The following is a 20,360-nucleotide window of genomic DNA, read 5'->3' on the forward strand; positions in this document are numbered from 1 at the left end:
CTCGTTGAGCGAGGAGGGTAGCAGGATTATTTGAGCAGCACGAGTTCCTCGGCCATGCTCGGATGCAGCGCGACGGTGGCGTCGAAATCGGCCTTGGTCAGGCCCGCTTTTACCGCGATCGCCGCGGCCTGCAGAATCTCGGGCGCGTCGGGGCCGATCATGTGCAGCCCGACAACCTGGTCGGTCGCGGCATTGACGATCATCTTGTAGAGCGCGCGCTCGTTGCGGCCCGCAAGGACATTCTTCATCGCGCGGAAGTCGCTGGTGTAGACGCGGATCGAGCCGAGCTTGTTGCGCGCCTCGGCCTCGGTCATCCCAACGGCGCCGATCGGCGGGTGGCTGAACACCGCGCTCGGGACATTGGCATAATCGACCACGGTCGGTTTGCCGCCGAACACCGAGTCCGCAAACGCCTGCCCTTCGCGGATCGCGACCGGCGTCAGCTGGATGCGGTTGGTGACGTCGCCGACCGCGTAGATGCTCGGCACCGACGACTGGTTGGTCTCGTCGACCTTGATCGCGCCATCCTTGTCGAGTTCGACGCCGACCTCTTCGAGCCCGAGACCCTTGCTGTTGGGCACGCGTCCTGCGGCGACGAGCACCGCGTCGGCCTGGATAGGGTCGCTATTTTCGAGGTGGACGGTGAGCGACCCGTCTTCATTCTTCTCGATCGACTTGAACGGCGCGTTGAACTTGAATTCGATGCCCTTGGTCATCGAAATCTGGAGCAGCCGGTCGCGGATCTGCTCGTCATAGCCGCGCAGGATGGTGTCGCCACGATTGACGATCGTCACCTTGCTGCCGAATTCGTTGAAGATGCCCGCGAATTCGTTGGCGATATAGCCACCGCCCGCGATCACCACACGCTTCGGCAGCCTTTCGAGATGGAAGACCTCGTTCGAGGTGATCGCATGTTCGCTGCCCGGGAATTCGGGCACGTGCGGCCAGCCGCCGGTCGCGATCAGGATGCGTTCGGCGCTAATTTCCTGCCCGTCGGCGAGGCGCACCTTTTGCGGGCCGATCACCGTCGCGCGGGTCTTGAACAACGTCACCTTATGATTGTCGAGTGTCTGGCCATAGAGCCCCTCGAGCCGGTCCACCTCGGCGAGCACATTGTCGCGCAGGCGATTCCAGTCGAATTTGCAATCGGGCACGTCCCAGCCGAATTTGCGCGCGTCCTTCAGGTCCTCGGCGAAATGCGCGCCATAGACGAGCAGCTTCTTGGGCACACAGCCGCGGATGACGCAGGTGCCGCCGACACGATACTCCTCGGCCAGCGCAACGCGCGCGCCATGCGAAGCGGCGATGCGCGAGGCGCGAACCCCGCCCGACCCGGCGCCGACGACAAACAGGTCGAAATCAAACTCGCTCATTCAAAACCCCTGATCCTTTGTGGTCGCGTGCAATTCGCGTCGGCGGCCTATGTGGTTACACCGCCGCACGATGCCAATCGAATTTTGCGGTCACAGTGATGGAGCGCGGGATCACTCGCCGAGCGCGGCGTGCATCAGCGCCTGCGTCGCGGGGTCGAATTCGACCGTCCCCTCGGCAAGGCCTTTCGCCATTTCCTTGCCTAGCTCGACCCCGAACTGGTCGAACGGGTTGATGCCGAGCAGCACGGCATTGGCGAAGACGCGATGCTCGTAGAAAGCGATCAGCGCGCCGAGGCTGCGCGGTGTCACCTGGTCGAGCAGGATCGTCGTCGAGGGACGGTTGCCCGGATAATTGCGCGCGCCGTCGGCACTCGCGCGCCCGGTCATCAGCGCCGCGCCCTGCGCGATGCAATTCGCAACCAGTGTTTCGTGGTGCGCTTCGTCGAGCAGATGATCGGGCTCGCGCGCGACGACGAATTCGACCGGCGTAAGCCGCGTGCCCTGGTGCAGCAACTGGAATACCGCATGCTGCGCATCGGTGCCGACGCCGCCCCAAGTGATCGGCGCGCTCTCGCGGCCGACGGGCTGGCCGTCCAGCGTAACCGACTTGCCGTTCGATTCCATTTCGAGCTGCTGCAGATAGTCGGGGAGTAGCCGCAGCCGCTCGTCATAGGCGAAGACCGCGCGCGTCTGGCAGCCGAGGCGGTTCGCGTAGATCTGGTCGGCGAATGCCGCGAGCAGGCAGATATTGTCGGCACCGTCGGCAAGCCGGAAGTGGCGGTCCATCTCTGCCGCGCCTTCGAGCAGGTCGGCGAAAGCGTCCCAGCCAAGCGCGAGGGCTGCAGGAAAGCCGATCGACGACCAGAGCGAATAGCGTCCGCCAACACTTTCGTTGAACGGCAGGATGCGCGTTTCGTCGATGCCCCATTCCATGGCGCGCTCGGGCTTCGCTGTAAGCGCGATGAAGCGCCCAACCGGGTCTGCAACGCCGGCCTCTTCGAGCCATTGCAGCGCCGAATTGGCGTTGAGCAAGGTTTCGGTGGTGGTGAAGGTCTTCGACGCGACCGCGACCAGCGTATGTTCCGGGCTGAACCTGGCAAACGCCTCGTCGAGCGCCGCCCCGTCGACGTTCGACACCACCGCGACGTCATAACGGTCGCTGTGGCGGCCGAGCGCGTCGATCAGCAGGTCGGGACCGAGCGCCGATCCGCCGATTCCGATGTGGAGCAGGTGGCGGATCTCGCCGAACGCACCGGCTTCGATCGCGTCGATCATCATCCGCATCCGCTGGTGCAGCGCCTGCGCGGCGTGAACCGACTCGGGAGCGCCGTCGCCGCGTTCGGCGCTATGTTCGGCGGCACGGTCTTCGGTCGGGTTGGCGATGCCTCCGGAAAAGAGCGTCTTGCGCCGCCCCGCAAAATCCTGCGCTTCGGCGAGGCCCGAGAGGATGCCCACAGCAGCGGCATCGAGGTGAGTCTTGGCGAAGTCGAAGCGGATGTCGGCTACATTGCGCACCATCGCCTGCAGGCGCGTTTCGGGGTCGGTCGCGACCAGGTCGGTCAGCTTCTGCGGCTGCCAGTTCGAAAGCGCTTGCCAGGCGTCGGATGCGGTTGTCATCGTCTATTGTCCTTCAGGGGGAGTGAATCGCGAACTTTCTCTAGGCCTGCCGCCACCCGCGCGCCAGTGTCGTCCACCGATATTTGCTTGACGTGGCAACCTATTCATCGCCAATGCGCGACATGACCCAAGCCAGCTTTACCGCCGATGTGACGCCCCCGAACGGCCCGGCGCCGTCGTCCCCCACTCCGGCCCCCGCGTCCGCCAAGGAAGAGGCGGTCGACACCGTCCGTTTCCTCGCGCTGCTCGCGATCGCGGTGTTGATTTTCCGCAGCTTTTTCCTGTCGCCGTTTAACATCCCGTCGGAATCGATGCAGCCGCGGCTTTTGATCGGCGACTATCTGCTCGTGAACAAGATGGCCTATGGCTATTCGAAATATAGCCTGCCGTTCAGCGTTCCACTGATCCCCGGCCGTATTTTCGCGCGCACGCCCGAACGCGGCGACGTCGTCGTATTCAAGGCGCCGCCGGTTGCCGACAATGACTATATCAAGCGCGTGATCGGCCTGCCTGGCGACAGCGTGCAGGTGAAGGACGGCATCGTCTGGCTCAACGGCAAACCGCTGAAGCGCGAAGCCATTGCCGATTTCGTCATTCCGGTAACCCCGAACATGGTCGAAGCCTCGCGCATGACGGGCACCCTGCCCTGCTATTCGCCCGAGTTCGAAGAAATCGCCGCCGACGGCCAGCGCCAGTGCCGCTACAAGCAGTTCCGCGAGACGCTGCCGAGCGGCAAAAGCTATAACATCCTCGACATCACGACGATCGCCGAGGACAATACCCCGCTCGTCGTCGTGCCCGAAGGTCATTTGTTCCTGATGGGCGATAACCGCGACCGCAGCGCCGACAGCCGCTTCCCCGCGATGGAGAACCAGGGTATCGGCCTGGTACCAGAGGAAAACCTCGTCGGCCACGCGCTGGTCGGCATGTTCTCGACCGACGGATCGGCGAGCTGGATCAACCCGATCAGCTGGTTCACCGCAGCGCGCTGGGAACGCATCGGGGACGGTTTTTGAACGATCCACTCGACACCGGAGCGCTTGCCGGCATCATCGGCGGCGCTCCGGGCGATCCGGCGCTCTATGATCTGGCGCTGACGCACGGCAGTACCGGGCGCGCGGATTACCAGCGGCTCGAATTTCTCGGCGATCGCGTGCTCGGCCTCGTCATCGCGTCCGAACTCTACACGCGCTTTCCTGCCGCGAGCGAAGGCGAAATGTCGTCGCGGCTGCACGTCCTTGCGTCGGGCGCGACCTGTGCGACGGTCGCGCGCAAGCTCGACCTGACGGCGCTTATCCGCTTCGGGGCGCAGGCGCGTAACGACGGCGGGCGCTATAGCGACAATATCGCCGCCGATGCGATGGAAGCCCTGATCGGTGCGCTCTGGCTCGACAAGGGCGCCGATGCGGCGCGTCAGTTCATCCTGACCCATTGGGGCGAGATGATCGACGGGCAGCAGGCGGCACCCAAGCATCCGAAAGCGGCGCTGCAGGAATGGGCGCTTGCCCGCAAGCGACGCCCGCCCGAATATGAGATCGTATCGCGCGAAGGACCCGATCATTCGCCGCGCTTTCGTGTTGCCGTGACCGTCGGCAAGCTAGCGCGCGCCGAGGCCGAGGGCACGAGCAAACAGGCGGCCGAAAAGGCCGCGGCGGCGGCATTGCTCGCCGAACTTGAAGGAATAAAGGAATGACCCACCGTTGCGGATTTGTCGCCGTCGTCGGCGCGCCCAACGCGGGCAAATCGACGATCGTCAACGCGCTCGTCGGCCAGAAGGTCGCGATCGTCAGCCCGAAGGCGCAGACGACGCGGACGCGGCTGATGGGCGTCGCGATGGACGGCGAGACGCAGATCATCCTGATCGACACGCCCGGTATCTTCGCGCCGACGCGCCGGCTCGACCGCGCGATGGTCGCGGCCGCTTGGGGAAGCCTTGAAGAAGCCGAAGCAATCCTCGTCATGGTCGATGCCGCGGCGAAGCTGACGGGCCGCGTCGAGCGCGTGCTCGAAGGCATCGCGAACCGCCCCGAGAAGAAATATCTGGTGCTGAACAAGGTCGACCTGACCAAGAAAGACAAGCTGCTAACGATCGCGACCGAGCTCAACAGCCGGGTCGCGTTCGACGAAACCTTCTTCATTTCGGCGAGCAGCGGCGATGGCGTGCCCGAACTCAAGGCGCATCTGGCGAAGCTGATGCCCGAGGGACCGTGGCATTTCCCCGAGGACGAGGTCAGCGACGCGCCCGAGCGCATGCTTGCCGCCGAGATCACGCGCGAGCAGCTCTATCGCCAACTTCACGAAGAACTGCCGTACCAGTCGACCGTCGAGACCGAGAAATTCTCGACGCGTCCCGACGGCAGCGCCGAAATCCATCAGCAAATCCTCGTCGCGCGCGACAATCAGCGCGCGATCATCCTCGGCCACAAGGGCGAGCGCATCAAGGAAATCGGTAGCAGGTCGCGCGCCGAGTTGACCGAATTGCTCGGCCGCAAGGTCCACCTGTTCCTGCATGTGAAGGTCAAGGCGAACTGGGACGAGGACCGCGGCGTCTATCGCGACATGGGGCTTGATTGGGTCGACTGACGGGGGAGACAATATGGGGCGTCCAATATCCATCATCAATTTCGAGCGCAGCTTCTGGGCATCGATCCTTTTGGGAATCGGTGGCATGGTTTTCCATTGGACGACTGTCGTCGACGGCTTGAAGAAGGATCCGCTCCTCTCAGGCTCGGTTGACATCGCGGTAATCGCCGTTGGCCTTGCTCTGGCCTTCGGTTTCGCGCTCAGCTTCCTCCTCTGGTATCTGATCTCACGGCGGGCAAATAATGTCGCGAAATGGATCTACGTCGTGGTTATGGGATTTGGGGTCGTGTCGACGTTGACGTCGATCAATGACCCGTTGTCACCCAGCGGTTTTGCGCTTGCTATTTCGCTGGTCAGTACGGCGCTGACCGCCGTTTCGATCGTTTTCCTGTTCCGTCCCGATGCTCGGGCCTGGTTCGCGAAGGAGACCGTCGACCCGCGGGCGTTCGATTAGCGTCGTTCGCTAAATCCGCCGGCAATCATTCGGCGGCGCGTTGCCGTCGAAGCGTGAGGTGATCCATCCGATCGTTTCCTGCGCGCTGTCCTTCGCACTCGCGCCATGATCGCCGGTCATGTCGATCCAGCGCGTCGGGGTGCCGCGTTTGCACACCGCCTTCGCGAACTTGCGTGTCACCGGGGCTGCGACGATCGTGTCCTTGCTGCTCTGCGCGATGAGCAATGGCCCCGGCACGCGCGCGGGATCGACGCTGTTGGTGCGCTCGAACGAGGCGAAGGGTTCGATCCTCGCAATATCCTTGTTCTTCGTCGCGCGGGCGATGGTCAGGATGCCGAGGATCGTGCCGAGCTTCGGCTTCTTGTTGAAGCTCACGCAATTATTCTCCGACAGCCGGCGAATAATGCCCTGATTGGTACGGTTGGTGATGCTGTCGAGCGAGAAGCCGTAGAGCGTCGACCAGCTATGCAGCGCGAAAGACAGGAGCAGCGCACGGGCATTTTTGTCGCTTCCTTGCGCGAGATTCGCGCCAAGGTCGGTCGGGGGCGCCGCCGCGGCGGTGCCGACGAGCGTGAGGTCGGGCGCGTAGCTGCGCGCCGATATCGCAGTCCAAAGTGCGGCGTGGCCGCCTTGCGATTCCCCCCAGACGGCAAAGCTGCTCCCCGCCGCCGCGCCCGGGATTTCGCGCGCCGCGCGCACGGCATCGAGCACGGCGTTTGCGGTGTCATGCCCGACGAGAAACGGATGCATCGTCGGGCTGGCCAGGCCGATATAATCGGGCGCGACCACGACATAGCCGTTGCGAACGGCGTTCATCCCGGCGGAATATTCGAAGAAGTTCGGGCTAAGCGATGGCGCACATTTCTCGGCGACGCCCCATGCGCCATGCGTCCAGGCGATCACTCGGCGCGGACGCGGCGGGATCGCCTCCATCGGCGCCGCGACGATGCCGGTGACGGCAAGGCGCTGGCCGCTGCCGTTCGTCGTCCAATATTGCACGCGCCACGCCTGCGTGCCGGGCGGCGTATCGGTCATCGGTTGCGCCGAGATCAGATAGCGGGTCGGCTGTGCCGCAGCGGGCGGTGACAGCGCGGACAGGATGGCGAGCAGGATCACGGCATAGAAATGGCGCATCGAAAGACCTCCCGATGCGCCACCCTATCACGGCTCTTCTACGGCGCAAACGCCGCGCGTTAACGCTATTCGGCGGCAGCCTTCTTCTTTGCCGGCGCCTTCTTGGCCGCAGGCTTTTTCGCTGGAGCCTTTTTCTTCGGCGCCGCCTTTTTCTTGCCCTTCGCCGGTCCCTTCGCGGCGCGCGCATCGATCAGCGCGATCGCCTCTTCGAGCGTGAGCGTTGCGGGGTCGGCGGTCTTGGGCAGCGTCGCGTTGGTCGTCCCATCGGTCACGTAAGGGCCAAAGCGCCCTTCCATCAGCTTCATCTCGCCGCCGCTCGTCGGATGCGGGCCGAAGGTGTTGAGCGGTTCGGCCTTGGTCCGCCCACGCCCGCCGCCCGCCGCGGCCTCGGCAATGCGCACGACCGCGGCGTTCATGCCGATGTCGAAGATTTCGGCGGTGCCGGTGAGCTTCGCATATTTGCCGTCGTGGAGCAGATAGGGGCCATAGCGCCCCAGCCCCGCCATGATCGGCTTGCCGCTTTCGGGATGCACGCCGACCTCGCGCGGCAGGCTCAGAAGCCGCAGCGCATAGTCGAAGTCGAAATCCTCGCCCGGGATGTCCTTCGGGATCGACGAACGTTTTGCCTCCTTACCGTCGCCGAGCTGGACATAGGGGCCGAACCGTCCGCTGCGTTTCGTCACTTCCAGCCCGCTGTCGGGATCGGCACCAAGCGTTTCCGGCCCGGTATCGCCAGCATCGCTGCCACCCGGCTGCGCGAACTTTCGCGTGAATTTGCAGTCGGGGTAATTGCTGCATGCGATGAACGGCCCGAACTTGCCGCCGCGCAGCGCGAGCCGCCCGGTACCGCAGTTGGGGCAGAGGCGCGGGTCGCTGCCGTCACCTTTGTCGGGGAAGAGATAGGGGCCGAGAAACTCGTCGAGCGCCGCGGTGATCTCCGACGGCTTCTGCTCCATCACCTCGCCGGTGCGCGGCTTGAAATCGCGCCAGAAACGTTCGAGCACCGCCTGCCACTGCGCGCGGCCACCCGACACATCGTCGAGTTCTTCCTCGAGCCCGGCGGTGAAGTCGTAGCCGACATAACGTTCGAAGAAGCGCTCGAGGAACGCCGTCAGCAGCCGCCCGCTTTCCTCGGGGATAAAGCGGTTCTTCTCGACCGTCACATAGGCGCGGTCCTTCAGCACCTGCAGGATCGACGCATAGGTCGACGGACGCCCGATGCCGAGTTCCTCCATCTTCTTGACGAGGCTCGCTTCCGAATAGCGCGGCGGCGGCTGGGTCTCGTGGCTCTCGACCTCGACGCCGGTTTTCGCCGGCGCATCGCCCTTTGCCATCGCGGGCAGCAGGCGCGCATCGTCATCGTCGCCGGCATCGTCGCGGCTTTCGTCGTATAGCGCGAGGAAGCCGGGGAATTTCACGACCTGCCCGGTCGCCCGCATCACCGTCTTGCCCGTGCCGTCGGAAAGATCGACACTCGTGCGTTCGAGCCGTGCCGACGCCATCTGGCTCGCGAGCGCACGCTTCCAGATCAGCTCGTACAACCGCGCATGATCGCCGCTGCCCGCCTTGTCCTTCGAAAAATCGGTCGGGCGGATCGCCTCATGCGCTTCCTGCGCATTCTTCGCCTTGGTCTGATACTGGCGCGGCTGGTCGGGGACATAGCCGCCGTCGTAGCGCGTCGCGATCGCCTTGCGCGCGGCGCTGATCGCGCTGCCGTCCATCTGGACACCGTCGGTACGCATGTATGTGATCGCGCCATCCTCATAGAGCGCCTGCGCGATGCGCATCGTGTGGCTCGCCGAGAAGCCGAGCTTGCGCGCCGCTTCCTGCTGCAACGTCGAGGTGGTGAAGGGCGGCGGCGGATTGCGCGTCAGCGGCTTGGTCTCGACCGTATCGACGGTGAAATGGCCCGCCTTCACATCGGCCTCGGCGGCGCGCGCATCGGCCTCGTTTGTGATCGAGAGGCGCTCGATCTTGTCGCCCTTCCAACGGGAAAGCCGCGCCTTGAACGGCGTACCGCCCATTTCGAACAGCCCCGTCACCGACCAATATTGCTGCGCAACAAAGGCCTCGATCTCGCGCTCGCGTTCGACGACGAGGCGCAGCGCGACCGACTGGACACGGCCCGCCGATTTGGCGCCGGGCAGCTTGCGCCAAAGCACCGGCGACAGGGTGAAGCCGACGAGATAGTCAAGCGCACGGCGCGCGCGGTAGGCGTCGATCAGGTCGGTATCGAGCTCGCGCGGATGCGCCATCGCATCGGTCACCGCCTGCTTGGTGATCGCGTTGAACGTCACGCGATCGACCGACGCCGGCAGCGCCTTCTTGCTGCGCAGCAATTCCTGCACGTGCCAGCTGATCGCCTCGCCCTCGCGATCAGGGTCAGTCGCGAGGATCAGTCGATCGGCGCCCTTCGCCGCGTCCTGGATTTCCTTCATTCGCTTCGTCTTGTCGGGATACAGCTGCCATTGCATCGCGAAGCCGTCGTCGGGATCGACCGAACCGTCCTTGGGCGGCAGGTCGCGGACATGGCCATAGCTGGCCAGAACCTTGAAGTCGCGACCGAGATATTTCTCGATCGTTTTCGCCTTTGCAGGCGATTCCACAATTACCAATTGCATTAAAAAACTATCCCCGTCACCGGCTCTCACATGTACGCGCGAGGGTGGCGGGGATAGCTTGATTCCGTCAAGCCGGATTTTTTCTTATCCATTCTGCCATTTGAAATCGGCGGGCAGGATGCATTTGCCGGCATCATATTTGCCGACGCTGCGGATGATTTCGTTGTCGTCGGGCTCGATCCGGCGGCCGCTGATCTGGCTGTCGATCACGCGGCGGACGAGCGCATCGAGTTTGGTTACCAGATAACAATCGATCGCCGGCGGCGCGTGCGGATTGCCGACCCCGCTGTCGTCGGTCAGGAACAAATAGCGCGACTGGGTCGCCGCCGCCATCGCGCGCATCGCATATTCGGCCTTGTCGGCGACGCCCGACGCCGCGACGGGGGTGATGTGGATGCGCTTCGCACGCGCCGCCTCGGCGGCTTGCCACGTCCGTCCGAACTTGTCGTCATGCGGCGGCGCGTCGGCGACGAGCAGCAACGACTTCACTGCGTCGGGACGCCAGTCCTGCCCGACCGCGCGGATCATCGCCTGATCCATCGCTTCGGGATAGTCGCCGCCGCCGTTCGCATCCTGCTGCGCCAACGCGCCCTGTACGCGGCCGATGTCCCGATCGAAAGCGATCGTTCGCGTCACATAGTCGTCGCCAAGGTCGCGGTAGAAGACGAAACCGATCCGGATATCGAGGTCGCGGTGCTTCGCCGTGATCGCCCCGATGATCGAGCGGAGTTCGGCCTGCAGGTAATTGATCTCGTCACCCATGCTGCCGGTCGTGTCGACGACGAGCATCAGGTCGAGCTTGGTCGCTTTCGTCGCCGATTGGCTTGCGGTGAGGCCGACGACCTGCCCGCCCGCGGCATTGGAGACGAGTACCGGGCGCGCGTCGGCGATTGTGCGTCCGGCCTTGCGCGCCGACACGGTGATCCGCTCGCTCAGCCGGTCGAGGCCTGGGAAGAAGACTGCGCTGCCGTCGGCCTGCGTCGCCATCGTGATGCTGTTGCCGTCGCTGCACGTCACGACCACATCGGCGAAGGGGATCGGCTGGCCGCTGCGGTCGTTGACCTTCACCGTCACGACGCGCGTCGTGTCGACGCGCGGCAAGCTCTGTACCTCCTGCCCCAGATCGCCGCTGCGATTAACATAGGAAGCGTAAAGCTCGGGATTGAGCAAATCGTCATGTTCGCCGGCGGTCAATATGCCCGATTGCGGTTGCGGCCGCGGATAGGGGCGCGGCGGGACGATGCCCGGGCTGACGCGAGCAAAATCCGAAGACGAACCCGGAGCCGGCGCAGCAGACGCGGGTGGCGGCGGCGGCGCCTCGGCAGCGGCGTCGCTGGAGCTGGTGCCCGCTCGTGATCCTGTCACGACCACATCAGCGCCGTCGTCGGCATAGGACGGTGGTGGCGGGGCCATCGGCGGAGGGGGCGGAGGAGGTGGCGGCGGTGGCGGAGGGGCAGGCTCGACCGCCATCGTCTCTTCGCGATCGTGTTTCTCGCTTCCCCGCGTCTTGATACTGCTGTGCACCTGCTGCGGCTGTGGCCGCACCTCGGGGTCGAGCTGGGGCAAGGGTCCGGCGTTGCGACAGAAGCCCTGGTCGGGGGCGGGCACGCTGTGTGCCATGGCGAACGGGGTTGGCGCGGGCGCCGAAGCCAGCACCGCAACCATCGTGACACCCGTCAGAAACCGGCTTCGCATCATCAAACTCCCCACCATGTGACACAATATCATTTGCCTGTGACTTGGCCGCTGAACCGTGGCTGAACCGCGATGAGGCGTTGGATTATCGGTAGTCAGTCGTCAGTGCGCGCCATCACACGAGCGAAATTTTTGCCCCCGCATGGCGCTCGACGCGGCCCGCTAGCTCGAGTTCGAGCAGGACGAGCTGCACCGTCGCCGCCGCCTGCCCCGACTGTCGTACGAGTTCGTCGACGGCGACGGGGGTCGGCCCGAGCAGGTCGATGAGCGACCGGCGCTCGCCATCGCCTGCGTCCGCAGGCGTCGGAGCGGCGGCGTAGTGCTGCACCGGTTCGCGCACCATCCGCGCATCGATCGGCCCGACTGCTTCCATCACATCGTCGATCGTCTGAACCAATGTTGCGCCCTCGCGGATCAGCAAATTGCACCCTTGCGCGCGCGGATCGAGCGGCGAACCCGGCACCGCCATCACCTCGCGCCCATAATCGCCAGCACGCCGTGCAGTGATCAGCGATCCCGATTTGGGCGCCGCCTCGATCACCACCGTCCCGTGCGCGAGCCCGGCGATGATGCGGTTGCGCGACGGAAAATGACGCGCGAGCGGTTCGGTCCCCGGCGGTTGTTCGGCGATCAGCAGCTGGTCGCTCGCGATCTTTTCCTGCAACGCGGTGTTCTCGGGCGGAAAGGCGATGTCGATCCCACTCGCGATGACGCCGACGGTCGATCCGCCGAGCGCGCCGATATGCGCCGCGGTGTCGACCCCGCGGGCGAGCCCGCTGACCACCGTCACATTGCGCGCGGCGAGGTCGGCGGCGAGCTGGCGCGCGAAGCGGCATGCGATCGCCGAGGCGTTGCGCGCGCCAACGATCGCGACGCACGGCCGCCTCAGCATCGCGGTGTCGCCGCGGACGACGACGACAGGCGGCGCCCCCTCGACCTCGCGCAACATCGGCGAATAATCATCATCGTCGCTGAAAATATGGCGGGCGCCCAATTGCGCCACGCGCTCCAGTTCGCGCTCGGCGACCTCTACGGGCGCGATGCGGGCCTTCCCTGCCCCGCCGCGCAGTACGAGGTCGGGAAGCGCATCGAGCGCGGCTTCGCCCGATCCGAAGCGCGACATCAGCTGGTGCCAGCTCACCGGACCGACGTGCGGCGTGCGGATCAACCGCAGCCGTGCCAGCCGTTCGGCGTGCGTCACGCGGTTTCTTTCTTTCCGCCGATGCGCGGCTCGGTCCCGGCGCGCAGCCGCGCGATATTTTCGCGGTGCCGCCACAGCACGACCACCGCGAGCCCCGCGAGACCGATCGCATAGACCGGATAACCCAACGCCAACGCCGCAATCGGGGCCGAGATCGCGCCCAGCATCCCGCCCAGCGACGATATGCGAAGGAGCAGCACTGCACCAAGCCACGCCACGGCAAACACGAGACCGATCGGCCAGGCGAGCGCAAGCGCGAGGCCGAGCAAAGTCGCGACGCCCTTGCCGCCACGGAAGTTAAGCCAGACCGGGTAGCAATGCCCGATCATCGCCGCCGCGCCCGCGATCATGGCGGCATGCTCGCCAAGTTCGGGCACGAAATGCCGCGCAAGCAAAACCGCGACCGCGCCCTTCGCGCCGTCGAGGATCAGCGTCGCTGCCGCCAGCCCCTTGCGCCCGGTGCGCAGCACATTGGTGGCGCCGATATTGCCCGAGCCGATCTGGCGCAGATCTCCGGCGCCGAAGAGGCGCGTCAGGATGATGCCAAAGGGGATCGAGCCGAGAAGATAGCCGACGGCGACCAGCAAAAAAATCGTCATGAAAACCCCGCTCCGTTCGAGCCCGTTGTGGCGATGTTGGGCGACGCAATCAATCGATTAGGACGGCGTGACCGCCAAAATGGATTTGATAGCGGCCGCCCGTGCCTGCTAGGCGACGCGAATGAACGCCCCTGCCCCCGATGCGCCCATCCTGTTCTTCGATAGCGGCCTTGGCGGGCTCACCGTGCTGGGGCCGACGCGTGCGCTGCTGCCGACTGCGCCGATCGTCTATGCTGCGGACTATGCCGGGCTGCCTTACGGCCAGAAAAGCGAAGCCGAGCTTGCCGCGCGCGTTCCGGCGCTGCTCGGGCGCCTCGTCGAACGCTACCAGCCGCGGCTCGCGGTGATCGCGTGCAACACTGCTTCCACCATAGCGCTCGCGCATGTCCGCGCTGCGCTCGACCTGCCGATCGTCGGCACGGTCCCCGCGATTAAGCCCGCCGCCGAACTCACCAAAAGCGGCGTCATCGGGGTGCTGGGGACCGAGGCGACGGTACGCCAGCCCTATGTCGACGATCTCAGCGCGAAGTTCGCCGACGGCAAGATCGTGCTGCGCCACGGCAGCCCCGGCCTCGTCACCGGTGCCGAGGCCAAGCTGCGCGGCGAAACGATCGACCCCGCAGTCATCGCGCGCGCTGTTGCGGGGCTGCGCGACCAGCCGGGCGGCGACGCGATGGATGTCATCGTCCTTGCCTGCACCCATTTTCCCTTGCTGGAGCAGGAGTTGCAGGCGGCCGTCGGACCGGGTGTCCGGCTGATCGACGGTGCGGCGGGGATCGCGCGGCGCATCGCGCATTTGACCGCCGGCCAGGCTTGGCCCGATGCAGCATCGCCGGGCATCGCCGTCTTCACCCGCAGCGAAGACCGCCCGCCGCCACCGCTTGCGGCGCTCGCGTCCTACGGGATCGGGACGATCGAGACGATCTGACAGGGCAATTTGTTAGGACAATTTGTCCTATAAATTGCGAATCGTTCGCACTGGATTTCAGCCAGATTCGGCGTTATTGGGCCGCTGTTAAGTGCCGCCGGAGGGAGCGGCGCCCAAAGACCTGAACAGGCACCTGACTGCGGGGCTTAAACGTGAACTATAACGATATTTTCGCTCGGGCCATCGACCGGCTGCACGAAGAAGGACGCTACCGCGTCTTCATCGACATCCTCCGCAACAAGGGCGCCTTTCCGAACGCACGCTGCTTCGCCGGCCATAACGGGCCGAAGCCGATCACCGTCTGGTGCTCGAACGACTATCTCGCGATGGGGCAGCACCCCAAGGTCATCGCCGCGATGGAAGAGGCGCTGCACGACGTCGGCGCCGGCTCGGGCGGCACGCGCAACATCGGCGGCAACACGCATTATCACGTTGACCTCGAGCATGAACTCGCCGACCTCCACGGCAAGGAAGGCGCGCTGCTCTTCACATCGGGCTATATCTCGAACGAAGCGACGCTCGGGACACTCGGCAAGCTGCTGCCGAACTGCATCATCTATTCGGACGAACTCAATCACGCGTCGATGATCGCGGGTATCCGCAACTCGGGTTGCGAGAAGCGCGTGTGGCGCCACAACGACCTCGCGCATCTCGAGGAACTGCTCGCCGCCGACGATCCCGACGCGGCGAAGCTGATCGCGTTCGAAAGCGTCTATTCGATGGATGGCGATGTCGCCCCGATCCACGCGATCTGCGACCTCGCCGACAAATATAACGCGCTCACCTATTGCGACGAAGTCCATGCTGTCGGCATGTATGGCCCGCGCGGCGGCGGCATCACCGACCGCGACGAGGCCGCGAGCCGCGTGACGATCATCGAGGGCACGCTGGGCAAGGCGTTCGGCGTGATGGGCGGCTATATCGCCGCCAACAAGAATATCATCGACGTGATCCGTTCTTACGCGCCCGGCTTCATCTTCACGACCAGCCTGTCGCCGGTGCTCGTCGCGGGCGTGCTCGCGAGCGTCCGGCACCTCAAGGCGTCGAGCGTCGAGCGCGACGCGCAGCAGGACGCCGCGGCTTATCTCAAGCAGAGCTTCCGCGACGCCGGCCTTCCGGTGATGGATTCGACGACGCATATCGTCCCGCTGATGGTCGGCGATCCGGTGCGCGCGAAGAAGATCAGCGACATCCTTCTTGCCGAATATGGCGTCTATGTGCAGCCGATCAATTTCCCGACCGTGCCGCGCGGCACCGAACGCCTGCGTTTCACGCCGGGCCCGGCGCATGACGAGGCGATGATGCGCGAGCTGACCGAAGCGCTCGTCGAAATCTGGGATCGGCTCGAACTCCAGCTTCAGAAGGCCGCGTGACGGAAGCACCCCGTTACGATGACGTCGTCGTCGGACGCCGCTCGATCCGCGGCTTCCTCGACAAGCGTGTTCCCAAAGCGCTTATCGCCGAGATCCTCGAGGTCGCGATGCGCGCGCCCTCTTCGTTCAACAACCAGTGCTGGAATTTCTCGGTTGTCACCGGTGAGCCGCTCGCAGCGATCCGTCGAGGCAACACCGAGGGCATACTCGCGGGCAAACCCGACAGCCGCGAATTCCGCCGCTTCGACGGCATCGCCGACGATCACCGCGGTCGCCAAATCGAGATCGCCAAGCAATTGTTCGGCGCGATGGGCATCGCGCGCGACGACAAGGATGCGCGGCAGGATTGGGTGCTGCGCGGCTTTCGCCAGTTCGATGCGCCGGTCAGCATCGTCGTCACTTACGACCGCGTGCTGCTCGGCAGCGACATCGCGCCGTTCGATTGCGGCGCGGTGACGAACGCGCTGGTCAATGCCGCATGGTCGCGCGGGCTCGGCTGCGTCATCAACAGCCAAGGGATCATGCAAAGCCCCGTCGTGCGCGAACATGCGCGCATCCCCGACGATCAGGTCATCATGATCTGCGTCGCGATGGGCTGGCCCGATGCAGATTTCCCGGCGAATGCGGTGGTGTCGAACCGCAAGAGTATCGACGAGGCGGTGCGGTTCGTCGGTTTCGACGATTAGTCCTACGAATGCTGGCGAAGCTGCTGGAGATGCTGGGCCTCGTCATCGACGCCGGTAGCGGGGTTCCTGCAAACAGGCGTGAGCGCATTGGGTGCATCATGGGGCTCGCAGTGATCGTCCCCGTTGCGATCATCCTGCTCCTCATTTCGTTCATCTGACACCCGAAGAGGGGGCGCGCGCCCTTCGACAAGATCGAGCCGATACGATAGCATCGGGTCCGAATCCTCTCCCCATCGCGAAAGATTGTCATGCCAGCACAGCGTTATAGCTACACCGCCATCACGCTTCACTGGCTCATCGCATTGCTGCTGGCGTTCCAGATCGCGCTGGGCTGGGCGCTCGAGGGGAACAACAGCCCCGAATTGTTCGCACGCTATCAGCTTCACAAATCGGTCGGCATCACGATCCTGCTGCTCAGTCTCGCGCGCCTCGCCGCGCGCCTGTTCACATCGCGTCCGCCCGCATCCGAAGGTCCGGCATGGACGCGCGCGCTTGCCGGCACGGTGCACTGGCTTTTCTATCTCGTGATGATCCTCGGGCCGGTCACCGGCTGGCTGCTTGTCTCGACCGCGCGCGTTCAGGTGCCGACGCTGCTTTATGGCATCGTCCCCTGGCCGCACCTGCCTGTTGGCCGGAGCTGGCACGAACCAGCCGAATCGATCCACGGCGCGATGGCGTGGCTCGCGATCGGATTGTTCGCACTCCATATCGCCGGTGCGCTGCGTCATCAGTGGCTGCTCGGCAAGCCCGAACTCCAGCGGATGATCCCTTTTGCACGCGGAAAGGCGACAGGAGCGGCCATCGGCGCGCTGGCACTCGTTGGCGCGGCCTTTGTCGCCGGCCAGACGATCTACCCGGAACGGACGCGGCCCCCCGCAGAGAAGGCATCGCCGACGCCCACCGTGGCCCCCGCAACGGCCGTTGTTGCGCCCACCACGAAGGAGGATGAAGCCGCTGCCGCCGAAGCGGACGAGGAAGCGCCCGAAGACACGGCCCAGCCGCTCGCCGACTGGACGGTCGCCTCAGGCGGACGGCTCGGCTTCACCGCACGCTGGAATGGCGAAGCGGTCGACGGCCGCTTCAGTCGCTGGCGCGCCGTCATCCGTTTCAGCCCGGACGAGCTCGCCAAGTCGATGATCCGCGTCACGGTCGACCTCGCCTCGGCCGACACCGGCGATGGGCAGCGCGACGATTCGCTCAAGAGCAGCGATTTCTTCGATGTCGGATCGCACCCGAGTGCGGTCTTTGCTGCGCGCGACATCCGCCATCTCGGCGGCGACCGATACGAGGCGCGCGGCACACTCGACTTGCACGGCGTCAGCAAGCCGGCAACCGTGCGGTTCACGCTGCGCATCGACGGCGACAAAGCCCGCGTGACCGGCACCGCGCGCATCGACCGTACCGCCTTTGGCGTCGGTCAGGGCGAATGGGCCGCAACCGATGCGATTGCGGCGGGGGTCGATATCGCCTTTTCCTTCAACGCGGCGCGCCCGGCGTCCAAACCGACGGTCCGATAAACTCAGCGCGCCGGCCGCATCATTCCCCAGAAATGCGGCCCCCCGGCCGGCAGATCCCATTCGGCCTGCGTGACGAAGCCGAGCCGCTCGTACAGCGGCACATTTTCGGGGGTCGCCGTCTCCAGCCAGCAGGGAAGTTCCTTGGCGTCGGCGACCGCCGTCTGGGCGCGGATGATCCGACCGCCATGCCCCTTGCCCTGATGCTCAGGCCGCACGCCGACATAATGGAGATACCAGAAATGCCCCTTGGGGCGGTGCGCGTCGATGCTGGCCTGCACCTTCAGCCCGCGCGGCAGCGCGGCGCCGAAGGTCGCGACGAGCGGGATGACCGTGCGGAGGAATTCGAGCGTGCCGCTATGCGCTCGTCCGGGGGCACGCCAGAGCGACGCGGCCTCATCGCCCGCCGATCGCAGCGCGACACCGACGCGCAGGTCGGCGGGCGCCAACACATGAAACAAGCTGCGCAGCGCACGCTGCCGGTGAACGGGATCGGGCAAGATCCACGATAGCGCCGGGTCGGTCTGGAACGCCTGCGCCAGCGTTTCGATAATCGCCGGCAGTTCGGCCTGCCCTGCCTGTTGAATAGTGTCGGTCATCGCCCCTCCCCGCGTCAAAGGAGCAGGTGGCGCGTCGCTTGGCAAGGCTAGCGTGGGCGTTTGTCCAGCCGCAGCGCCCAGGCATAACCGCGATAAAGCCGCGTCACCGCCAGACGCGCGCCGGCGTCGTTCGCCGCCTCGCGTGCGGCTTCGACCAGCAGCGCGCGCGGTTCGACGTGAAAGCGCGCGAGCCACGCGAACAGCACACCACGAAACCAGTCGGGCATTTCCTCCTGCTGCCCGAAATCGACGATATGCAGCGATCCGTAAGCCGAAAGATGATCGACCGCCTCGCGAATCGCGCCCTGCCAATCGGGGATCATCGACAGGGTGTAGCTTTGGAAGATCCGGTCGAAGCTTTTGATGCGGAACAAGGCGTTCGAGTCGAAACCGGTCGCGTCGCCGCGCGCGACCGTCACGCGCCGGGTCAGCCCCGCGCGCGCGATGGCGGCCCGCGCTGATTTCAACATCTCTTCCGAAATGTCGATCCCGTGGAAATGTGCGCCCGGCCAGCAACGCGCGGCGGCGATCAGGTTGCGCCCGGTGCCGCACCCGATCTCCAGTACATGTCCGCCAACTGGCGGCGTCAGTTCGTCGATCAGCCGGTCGCGACCCAGCAGATAATATTTGCGCGTCAGGTCATAGATATGACGCTGACCGCGATAGACGCCGTCCATCAGTTCGGCGTGCCCCTCCCCCCCGGTCATGGATCAGTCTTTCAATATATAGAGATGAACCCCGCCATAGATCGCCGACCGGTCGCGCCGCGTGTAATCGAGCGACTCCGCCGCGCGATAATCCCAGCGCCCAAGCAGGTCGTCGGGAAGCCGGCCTGACAGGAGGCTCGGTTCGGCGGCGGTACGGAACAGGACGCGCGCGCCGGGGCGTGCGGTGCGCGTGACCTCGCTCCACAGCGCGGTCAGTTGGGCGTTGCTCATCCAGTCCTGCGCGTCGAGGAAGATATAGCGATCGAAGCTTGCCGCATCGGCTGCAGCGAGCATGTCGGTCATGTTCGCGTGGAGCATCGTCACTCGCTCGGCGCGCCCACGGACAGCGTCGTAATTGCCCGCCTGCAGATAGGGCGGCAATGACGCCGTCCGGCCCTTGCCATAACCGCGCCCGAACGCCTGCCGCGCGAAATAATTGTCCTCGAGCGGGAAGTCGCACGCGAGCTTCTCGAGGCGCGCGCGGAGCACGTCGGCCATCGGCTTGCCGCCGGCGAGCGCATCATATTGTGCGGGCGGGATGCCGAGCCCGAACAGCGACGAGCGCTGGTCGGTTACCCAGCGGATGAATTTGCGGTCGAACAAGGGCGCGAGTTTCTCCTCGAAGATCGCGCGCTGTTCCTCGATCGTTTTCGCCGCGAGGAACTGGCGTGGATCGATGCGATGCATTCGCGCGACGAGGTGCGCGAGCCCGATGAAATTGCCGAGCAGCCCGCGCTTGTAGAGCCCGCGCGCGAAGCCGTTGATGCGGCGCCGGCCGACGAGGTCGCGCCCTTCCCAATAGCGCCGGCTCGTCTCGTCGAGATGCGGGCGGACGAAGGCGCGATAGTCGGCGATATTCGCTTCATTGTCGGCGTCGGCGAAAAAGCGGTGCAGGCTGGTATGGTCGGGCAGCCGCTGGATCGCGACGCGCTTGAGGTTGTTCAGCGCGACATGCGCAGTGTTGAGATCGACCGCGACGATCTCCGCCGGGTCGGCGACGAGGTAAGAGAAGACGTTGCAGCCGCCGCTCGCGATCGTCGCGATTCGATGGCCCGGCTCGATTGCCAGCGCCTCCATATCGACGACGGGATCTTCCCAGATCTGGGCGTAGACAAGGCCCTTGAAGGCCAGCGCAAAAGCGCGGTCGAGCAGGCGTTGCTTCTGTTCGCCATCCTCGCGAACGACGGCGGCTGCGATCTTGCGATTAGGTAGGCTTGCCATTCGAATGGGTTCCCCGGACAATGTTGATCCGGGGCCGCCCATGACAGGCTTTCAT

19 protein-coding genes are annotated in these 20,360 nt (G+C 65.1%); 9 read left to right on the top strand and 10 right to left on the bottom strand.

Going from position 1 to position 20,360, the window contains the following annotated elements; translation table 11 throughout:
• Positions 1-26 precede the first annotated feature (26 nt).
• Positions 27-1,373 (bottom strand): glutathione-disulfide reductase, encoded by a 1,347-nt coding sequence (gor, locus tag GGC65_RS01920; RefSeq protein ID WP_192645614.1) that lies wholly within the window; start codon positions 1,371-1,373, stop codon positions 27-29.
• A gap of 111 nt (positions 1,374-1,484) precedes the next feature.
• Positions 1,485-2,990, bottom strand: coding sequence for a glucose-6-phosphate isomerase (pgi, locus tag GGC65_RS01925; protein ID WP_192645615.1), 1,506 nt, complete (start codon positions 2,988-2,990; stop codon positions 1,485-1,487).
• 122 nt (positions 2,991-3,112) lie between these two features.
• On the opposite strand from pgi, the gene lepB reads away from it, so the two are divergent.
• Genes lepB through GGC65_RS01945 form a run of 4 tightly spaced genes read left to right on the top strand, consistent with a single transcriptional unit; the run spans position 3,113 to position 6,027 of the window.
• A complete protein-coding gene (gene lepB, locus GGC65_RS01930; RefSeq protein WP_192645616.1) occupies positions 3,113-4,006 on the top strand; it encodes a signal peptidase I in 894 nt (297 codons plus the stop codon).
• A complete protein-coding gene (rnc, locus tag GGC65_RS01935) occupies positions 4,003-4,683 on the top strand; it encodes a ribonuclease III (RefSeq protein WP_192645617.1) in 681 nt (226 codons plus the stop codon). Before lepB ends, rnc begins: the two co-directional genes overlap by 4 nt.
• Positions 4,680-5,573 (top strand): GTPase Era, encoded by an 894-nt coding sequence (gene era, locus GGC65_RS01940; RefSeq protein ID WP_192645618.1) that lies wholly within the window; start codon positions 4,680-4,682, stop codon positions 5,571-5,573. The genes rnc and era overlap by 4 nt, the downstream gene beginning before the upstream one ends.
• Positions 5,574-5,586: 13 nt before the next feature.
• Positions 5,587-6,027, top strand: a complete 441-nt coding sequence (locus tag GGC65_RS01945; protein WP_192645619.1) for a hypothetical protein — start codon at positions 5,587-5,589, stop codon at positions 6,025-6,027.
• 9 nt (positions 6,028-6,036) lie between these two features.
• On the opposite strand, the gene GGC65_RS01950 is transcribed toward GGC65_RS01945, so the two are convergent.
• From GGC65_RS01950 to plsY, 5 genes are all read right to left on the bottom strand, one after another.
• Positions 6,037-7,161 (bottom strand): lipase family protein, encoded by a 1,125-nt coding sequence (locus tag GGC65_RS01950; protein ID WP_192645620.1) that lies wholly within the window; start codon positions 7,159-7,161, stop codon positions 6,037-6,039.
• Positions 7,162-7,226: 65 nt separating this feature from the next.
• Positions 7,227-9,782: a type I DNA topoisomerase gene (gene topA, locus GGC65_RS01955; RefSeq protein ID WP_192645621.1), complete on the bottom strand. Its 2,556-nt coding sequence runs from the start codon at positions 9,780-9,782 to the stop codon at positions 7,227-7,229.
• A gap of 84 nt (positions 9,783-9,866) precedes the next feature.
• The gene (locus GGC65_RS01960; protein ID WP_225940634.1) at positions 9,867-11,477 is read right to left on the bottom strand and encodes a vWA domain-containing protein; all 1,611 of its coding nucleotides are present in this window, start codon (positions 11,475-11,477) and stop codon (positions 9,867-9,869) included.
• A gap of 115 nt (positions 11,478-11,592) precedes the next feature.
• A complete protein-coding gene (dprA, locus tag GGC65_RS01965) occupies positions 11,593-12,678 on the bottom strand; it encodes a DNA-processing protein DprA (protein WP_192645622.1) in 1,086 nt (361 codons plus the stop codon).
• Positions 12,675-13,277 carry a glycerol-3-phosphate 1-O-acyltransferase PlsY gene (gene plsY / locus GGC65_RS01970; protein ID WP_192645623.1) on the bottom strand — a complete coding sequence of 201 codons (603 nt, stop codon included), beginning with the start codon at positions 13,275-13,277 and terminating at the stop codon, positions 12,675-12,677. The genes dprA and plsY overlap by 4 nt, the downstream gene beginning before the upstream one ends.
• Before the next feature lie 121 nt (positions 13,278-13,398).
• Between plsY and murI the strand changes: the two genes are divergently transcribed.
• The 5 genes from murI to GGC65_RS01995 all read left to right on the top strand — a co-directional run bounded on the left by murI (position 13,399) and on the right by GGC65_RS01995 (position 17,781).
• Positions 13,399-14,205 carry a glutamate racemase gene (gene murI / locus GGC65_RS01975; protein WP_192645624.1) on the top strand — a complete coding sequence of 269 codons (807 nt, stop codon included), beginning with the start codon at positions 13,399-13,401 and terminating at the stop codon, positions 14,203-14,205.
• A gap of 152 nt (positions 14,206-14,357) precedes the next feature.
• A complete protein-coding gene (hemA, locus tag GGC65_RS01980; RefSeq protein WP_192645625.1) occupies positions 14,358-15,578 on the top strand; it encodes a 5-aminolevulinate synthase in 1,221 nt (406 codons plus the stop codon).
• Positions 15,575-16,264 carry a nitroreductase family protein gene (locus tag GGC65_RS01985; RefSeq protein WP_192645626.1) on the top strand — a complete coding sequence of 230 codons (690 nt, stop codon included), beginning with the start codon at positions 15,575-15,577 and terminating at the stop codon, positions 16,262-16,264. The genes hemA and GGC65_RS01985 overlap by 4 nt, the downstream gene beginning before the upstream one ends.
• 8 nt (positions 16,265-16,272) lie before the next feature.
• Complete coding sequence (locus GGC65_RS01990) at positions 16,273-16,422, top strand: hypothetical protein (protein WP_192645627.1); 150 nt, start codon at positions 16,273-16,275, stop codon at positions 16,420-16,422.
• 90 nt (positions 16,423-16,512) lie between these two features.
• Positions 16,513-17,781: a YceI family protein gene (locus GGC65_RS01995; protein ID WP_192645628.1), complete on the top strand. Its 1,269-nt coding sequence runs from the start codon at positions 16,513-16,515 to the stop codon at positions 17,779-17,781.
• A gap of 2 nt (positions 17,782-17,783) precedes the next feature.
• Here the strand turns inward: GGC65_RS01995 and GGC65_RS02000 are convergent, their stop codons facing one another.
• From GGC65_RS02000 to GGC65_RS02010, 3 genes are read right to left on the bottom strand one after another with little or no spacing between them, the layout of a single operon-like run.
• Positions 17,784-18,377, bottom strand: coding sequence for a GNAT family N-acetyltransferase (locus GGC65_RS02000; RefSeq protein ID WP_192645629.1), 594 nt, complete (start codon positions 18,375-18,377; stop codon positions 17,784-17,786).
• Positions 18,378-18,424: 47 nt separating this feature from the next.
• Complete coding sequence (locus GGC65_RS02005) at positions 18,425-19,084, bottom strand: class I SAM-dependent methyltransferase (protein ID WP_192645630.1); 660 nt, start codon at positions 19,082-19,084, stop codon at positions 18,425-18,427.
• Between the two features lie 3 nt (positions 19,085-19,087).
• Entirely contained in the window at positions 19,088-20,305 is a 1,218-nt protein-coding gene (locus GGC65_RS02010; protein ID WP_192645631.1) for a DUF3419 family protein, read from the bottom strand.
• Positions 20,306-20,360: the final 55 nt, after the last annotated feature.

It is taken from the genome of Sphingopyxis sp. OAS728, from assembly GCF_014873485.1.
GTDB lineage: Bacteria > Pseudomonadota > Alphaproteobacteria > Sphingomonadales > Sphingomonadaceae > Sphingopyxis.

What these genes read in the sequence shown, in the direction of transcription:
- gor (WP_192645614.1), bottom strand. Translation starts at nt 1,373, where the DNA reads ATGAGCGAGTTTGATTTCGACCTGTTTGTCGTCGGCGCCGGGTCGGGC.
- pgi (WP_192645615.1), bottom strand. Translation starts at nt 2,990, where the DNA reads ATGACAACCGCATCCGACGCCTGGCAAGCGCTTTCGAACTGGCAGCCG.
- lepB (WP_192645616.1), top strand. Translation starts at nt 3,113, where the DNA reads ATGACCCAAGCCAGCTTTACCGCCGATGTGACGCCCCCGAACGGCCCG.
- era (WP_192645618.1), top strand. Translation starts at nt 4,680, where the DNA reads ATGACCCACCGTTGCGGATTTGTCGCCGTCGTCGGCGCGCCCAACGCG.
- GGC65_RS01945 (WP_192645619.1), top strand. Translation starts at nt 5,587, where the DNA reads ATGGGGCGTCCAATATCCATCATCAATTTCGAGCGCAGCTTCTGGGCA.
- GGC65_RS01950 (WP_192645620.1), bottom strand. Translation starts at nt 7,161, where the DNA reads ATGCGCCATTTCTATGCCGTGATCCTGCTCGCCATCCTGTCCGCGCTG.
- topA (WP_192645621.1), bottom strand. Translation starts at nt 9,782, where the DNA reads ATGCAATTGGTAATTGTGGAATCGCCTGCAAAGGCGAAAACGATCGAG.
- GGC65_RS01960 (WP_225940634.1), bottom strand. Translation starts at nt 11,477, where the DNA reads ATGCGAAGCCGGTTTCTGACGGGTGTCACGATGGTTGCGGTGCTGGCT.
- plsY (WP_192645623.1), bottom strand. Translation starts at nt 13,277, where the DNA reads ATGACGATTTTTTTGCTGGTCGCCGTCGGCTATCTTCTCGGCTCGATC.
- murI (WP_192645624.1), top strand. Translation starts at nt 13,399, where the DNA reads ATGAACGCCCCTGCCCCCGATGCGCCCATCCTGTTCTTCGATAGCGGC.
- GGC65_RS01990 (WP_192645627.1), top strand. Translation starts at nt 16,273, where the DNA reads ATGCTGGCGAAGCTGCTGGAGATGCTGGGCCTCGTCATCGACGCCGGT.
- GGC65_RS01995 (WP_192645628.1), top strand. Translation starts at nt 16,513, where the DNA reads ATGCCAGCACAGCGTTATAGCTACACCGCCATCACGCTTCACTGGCTC.
- GGC65_RS02000 (WP_192645629.1), bottom strand. Translation starts at nt 18,377, where the DNA reads ATGACCGACACTATTCAACAGGCAGGGCAGGCCGAACTGCCGGCGATT.
- GGC65_RS02005 (WP_192645630.1), bottom strand. Translation starts at nt 19,084, where the DNA reads ATGACCGGGGGGGAGGGGCACGCCGAACTGATGGACGGCGTCTATCGC.
- GGC65_RS02010 (WP_192645631.1), bottom strand. Translation starts at nt 20,305, where the DNA reads ATGGCAAGCCTACCTAATCGCAAGATCGCAGCCGCCGTCGTTCGCGAG.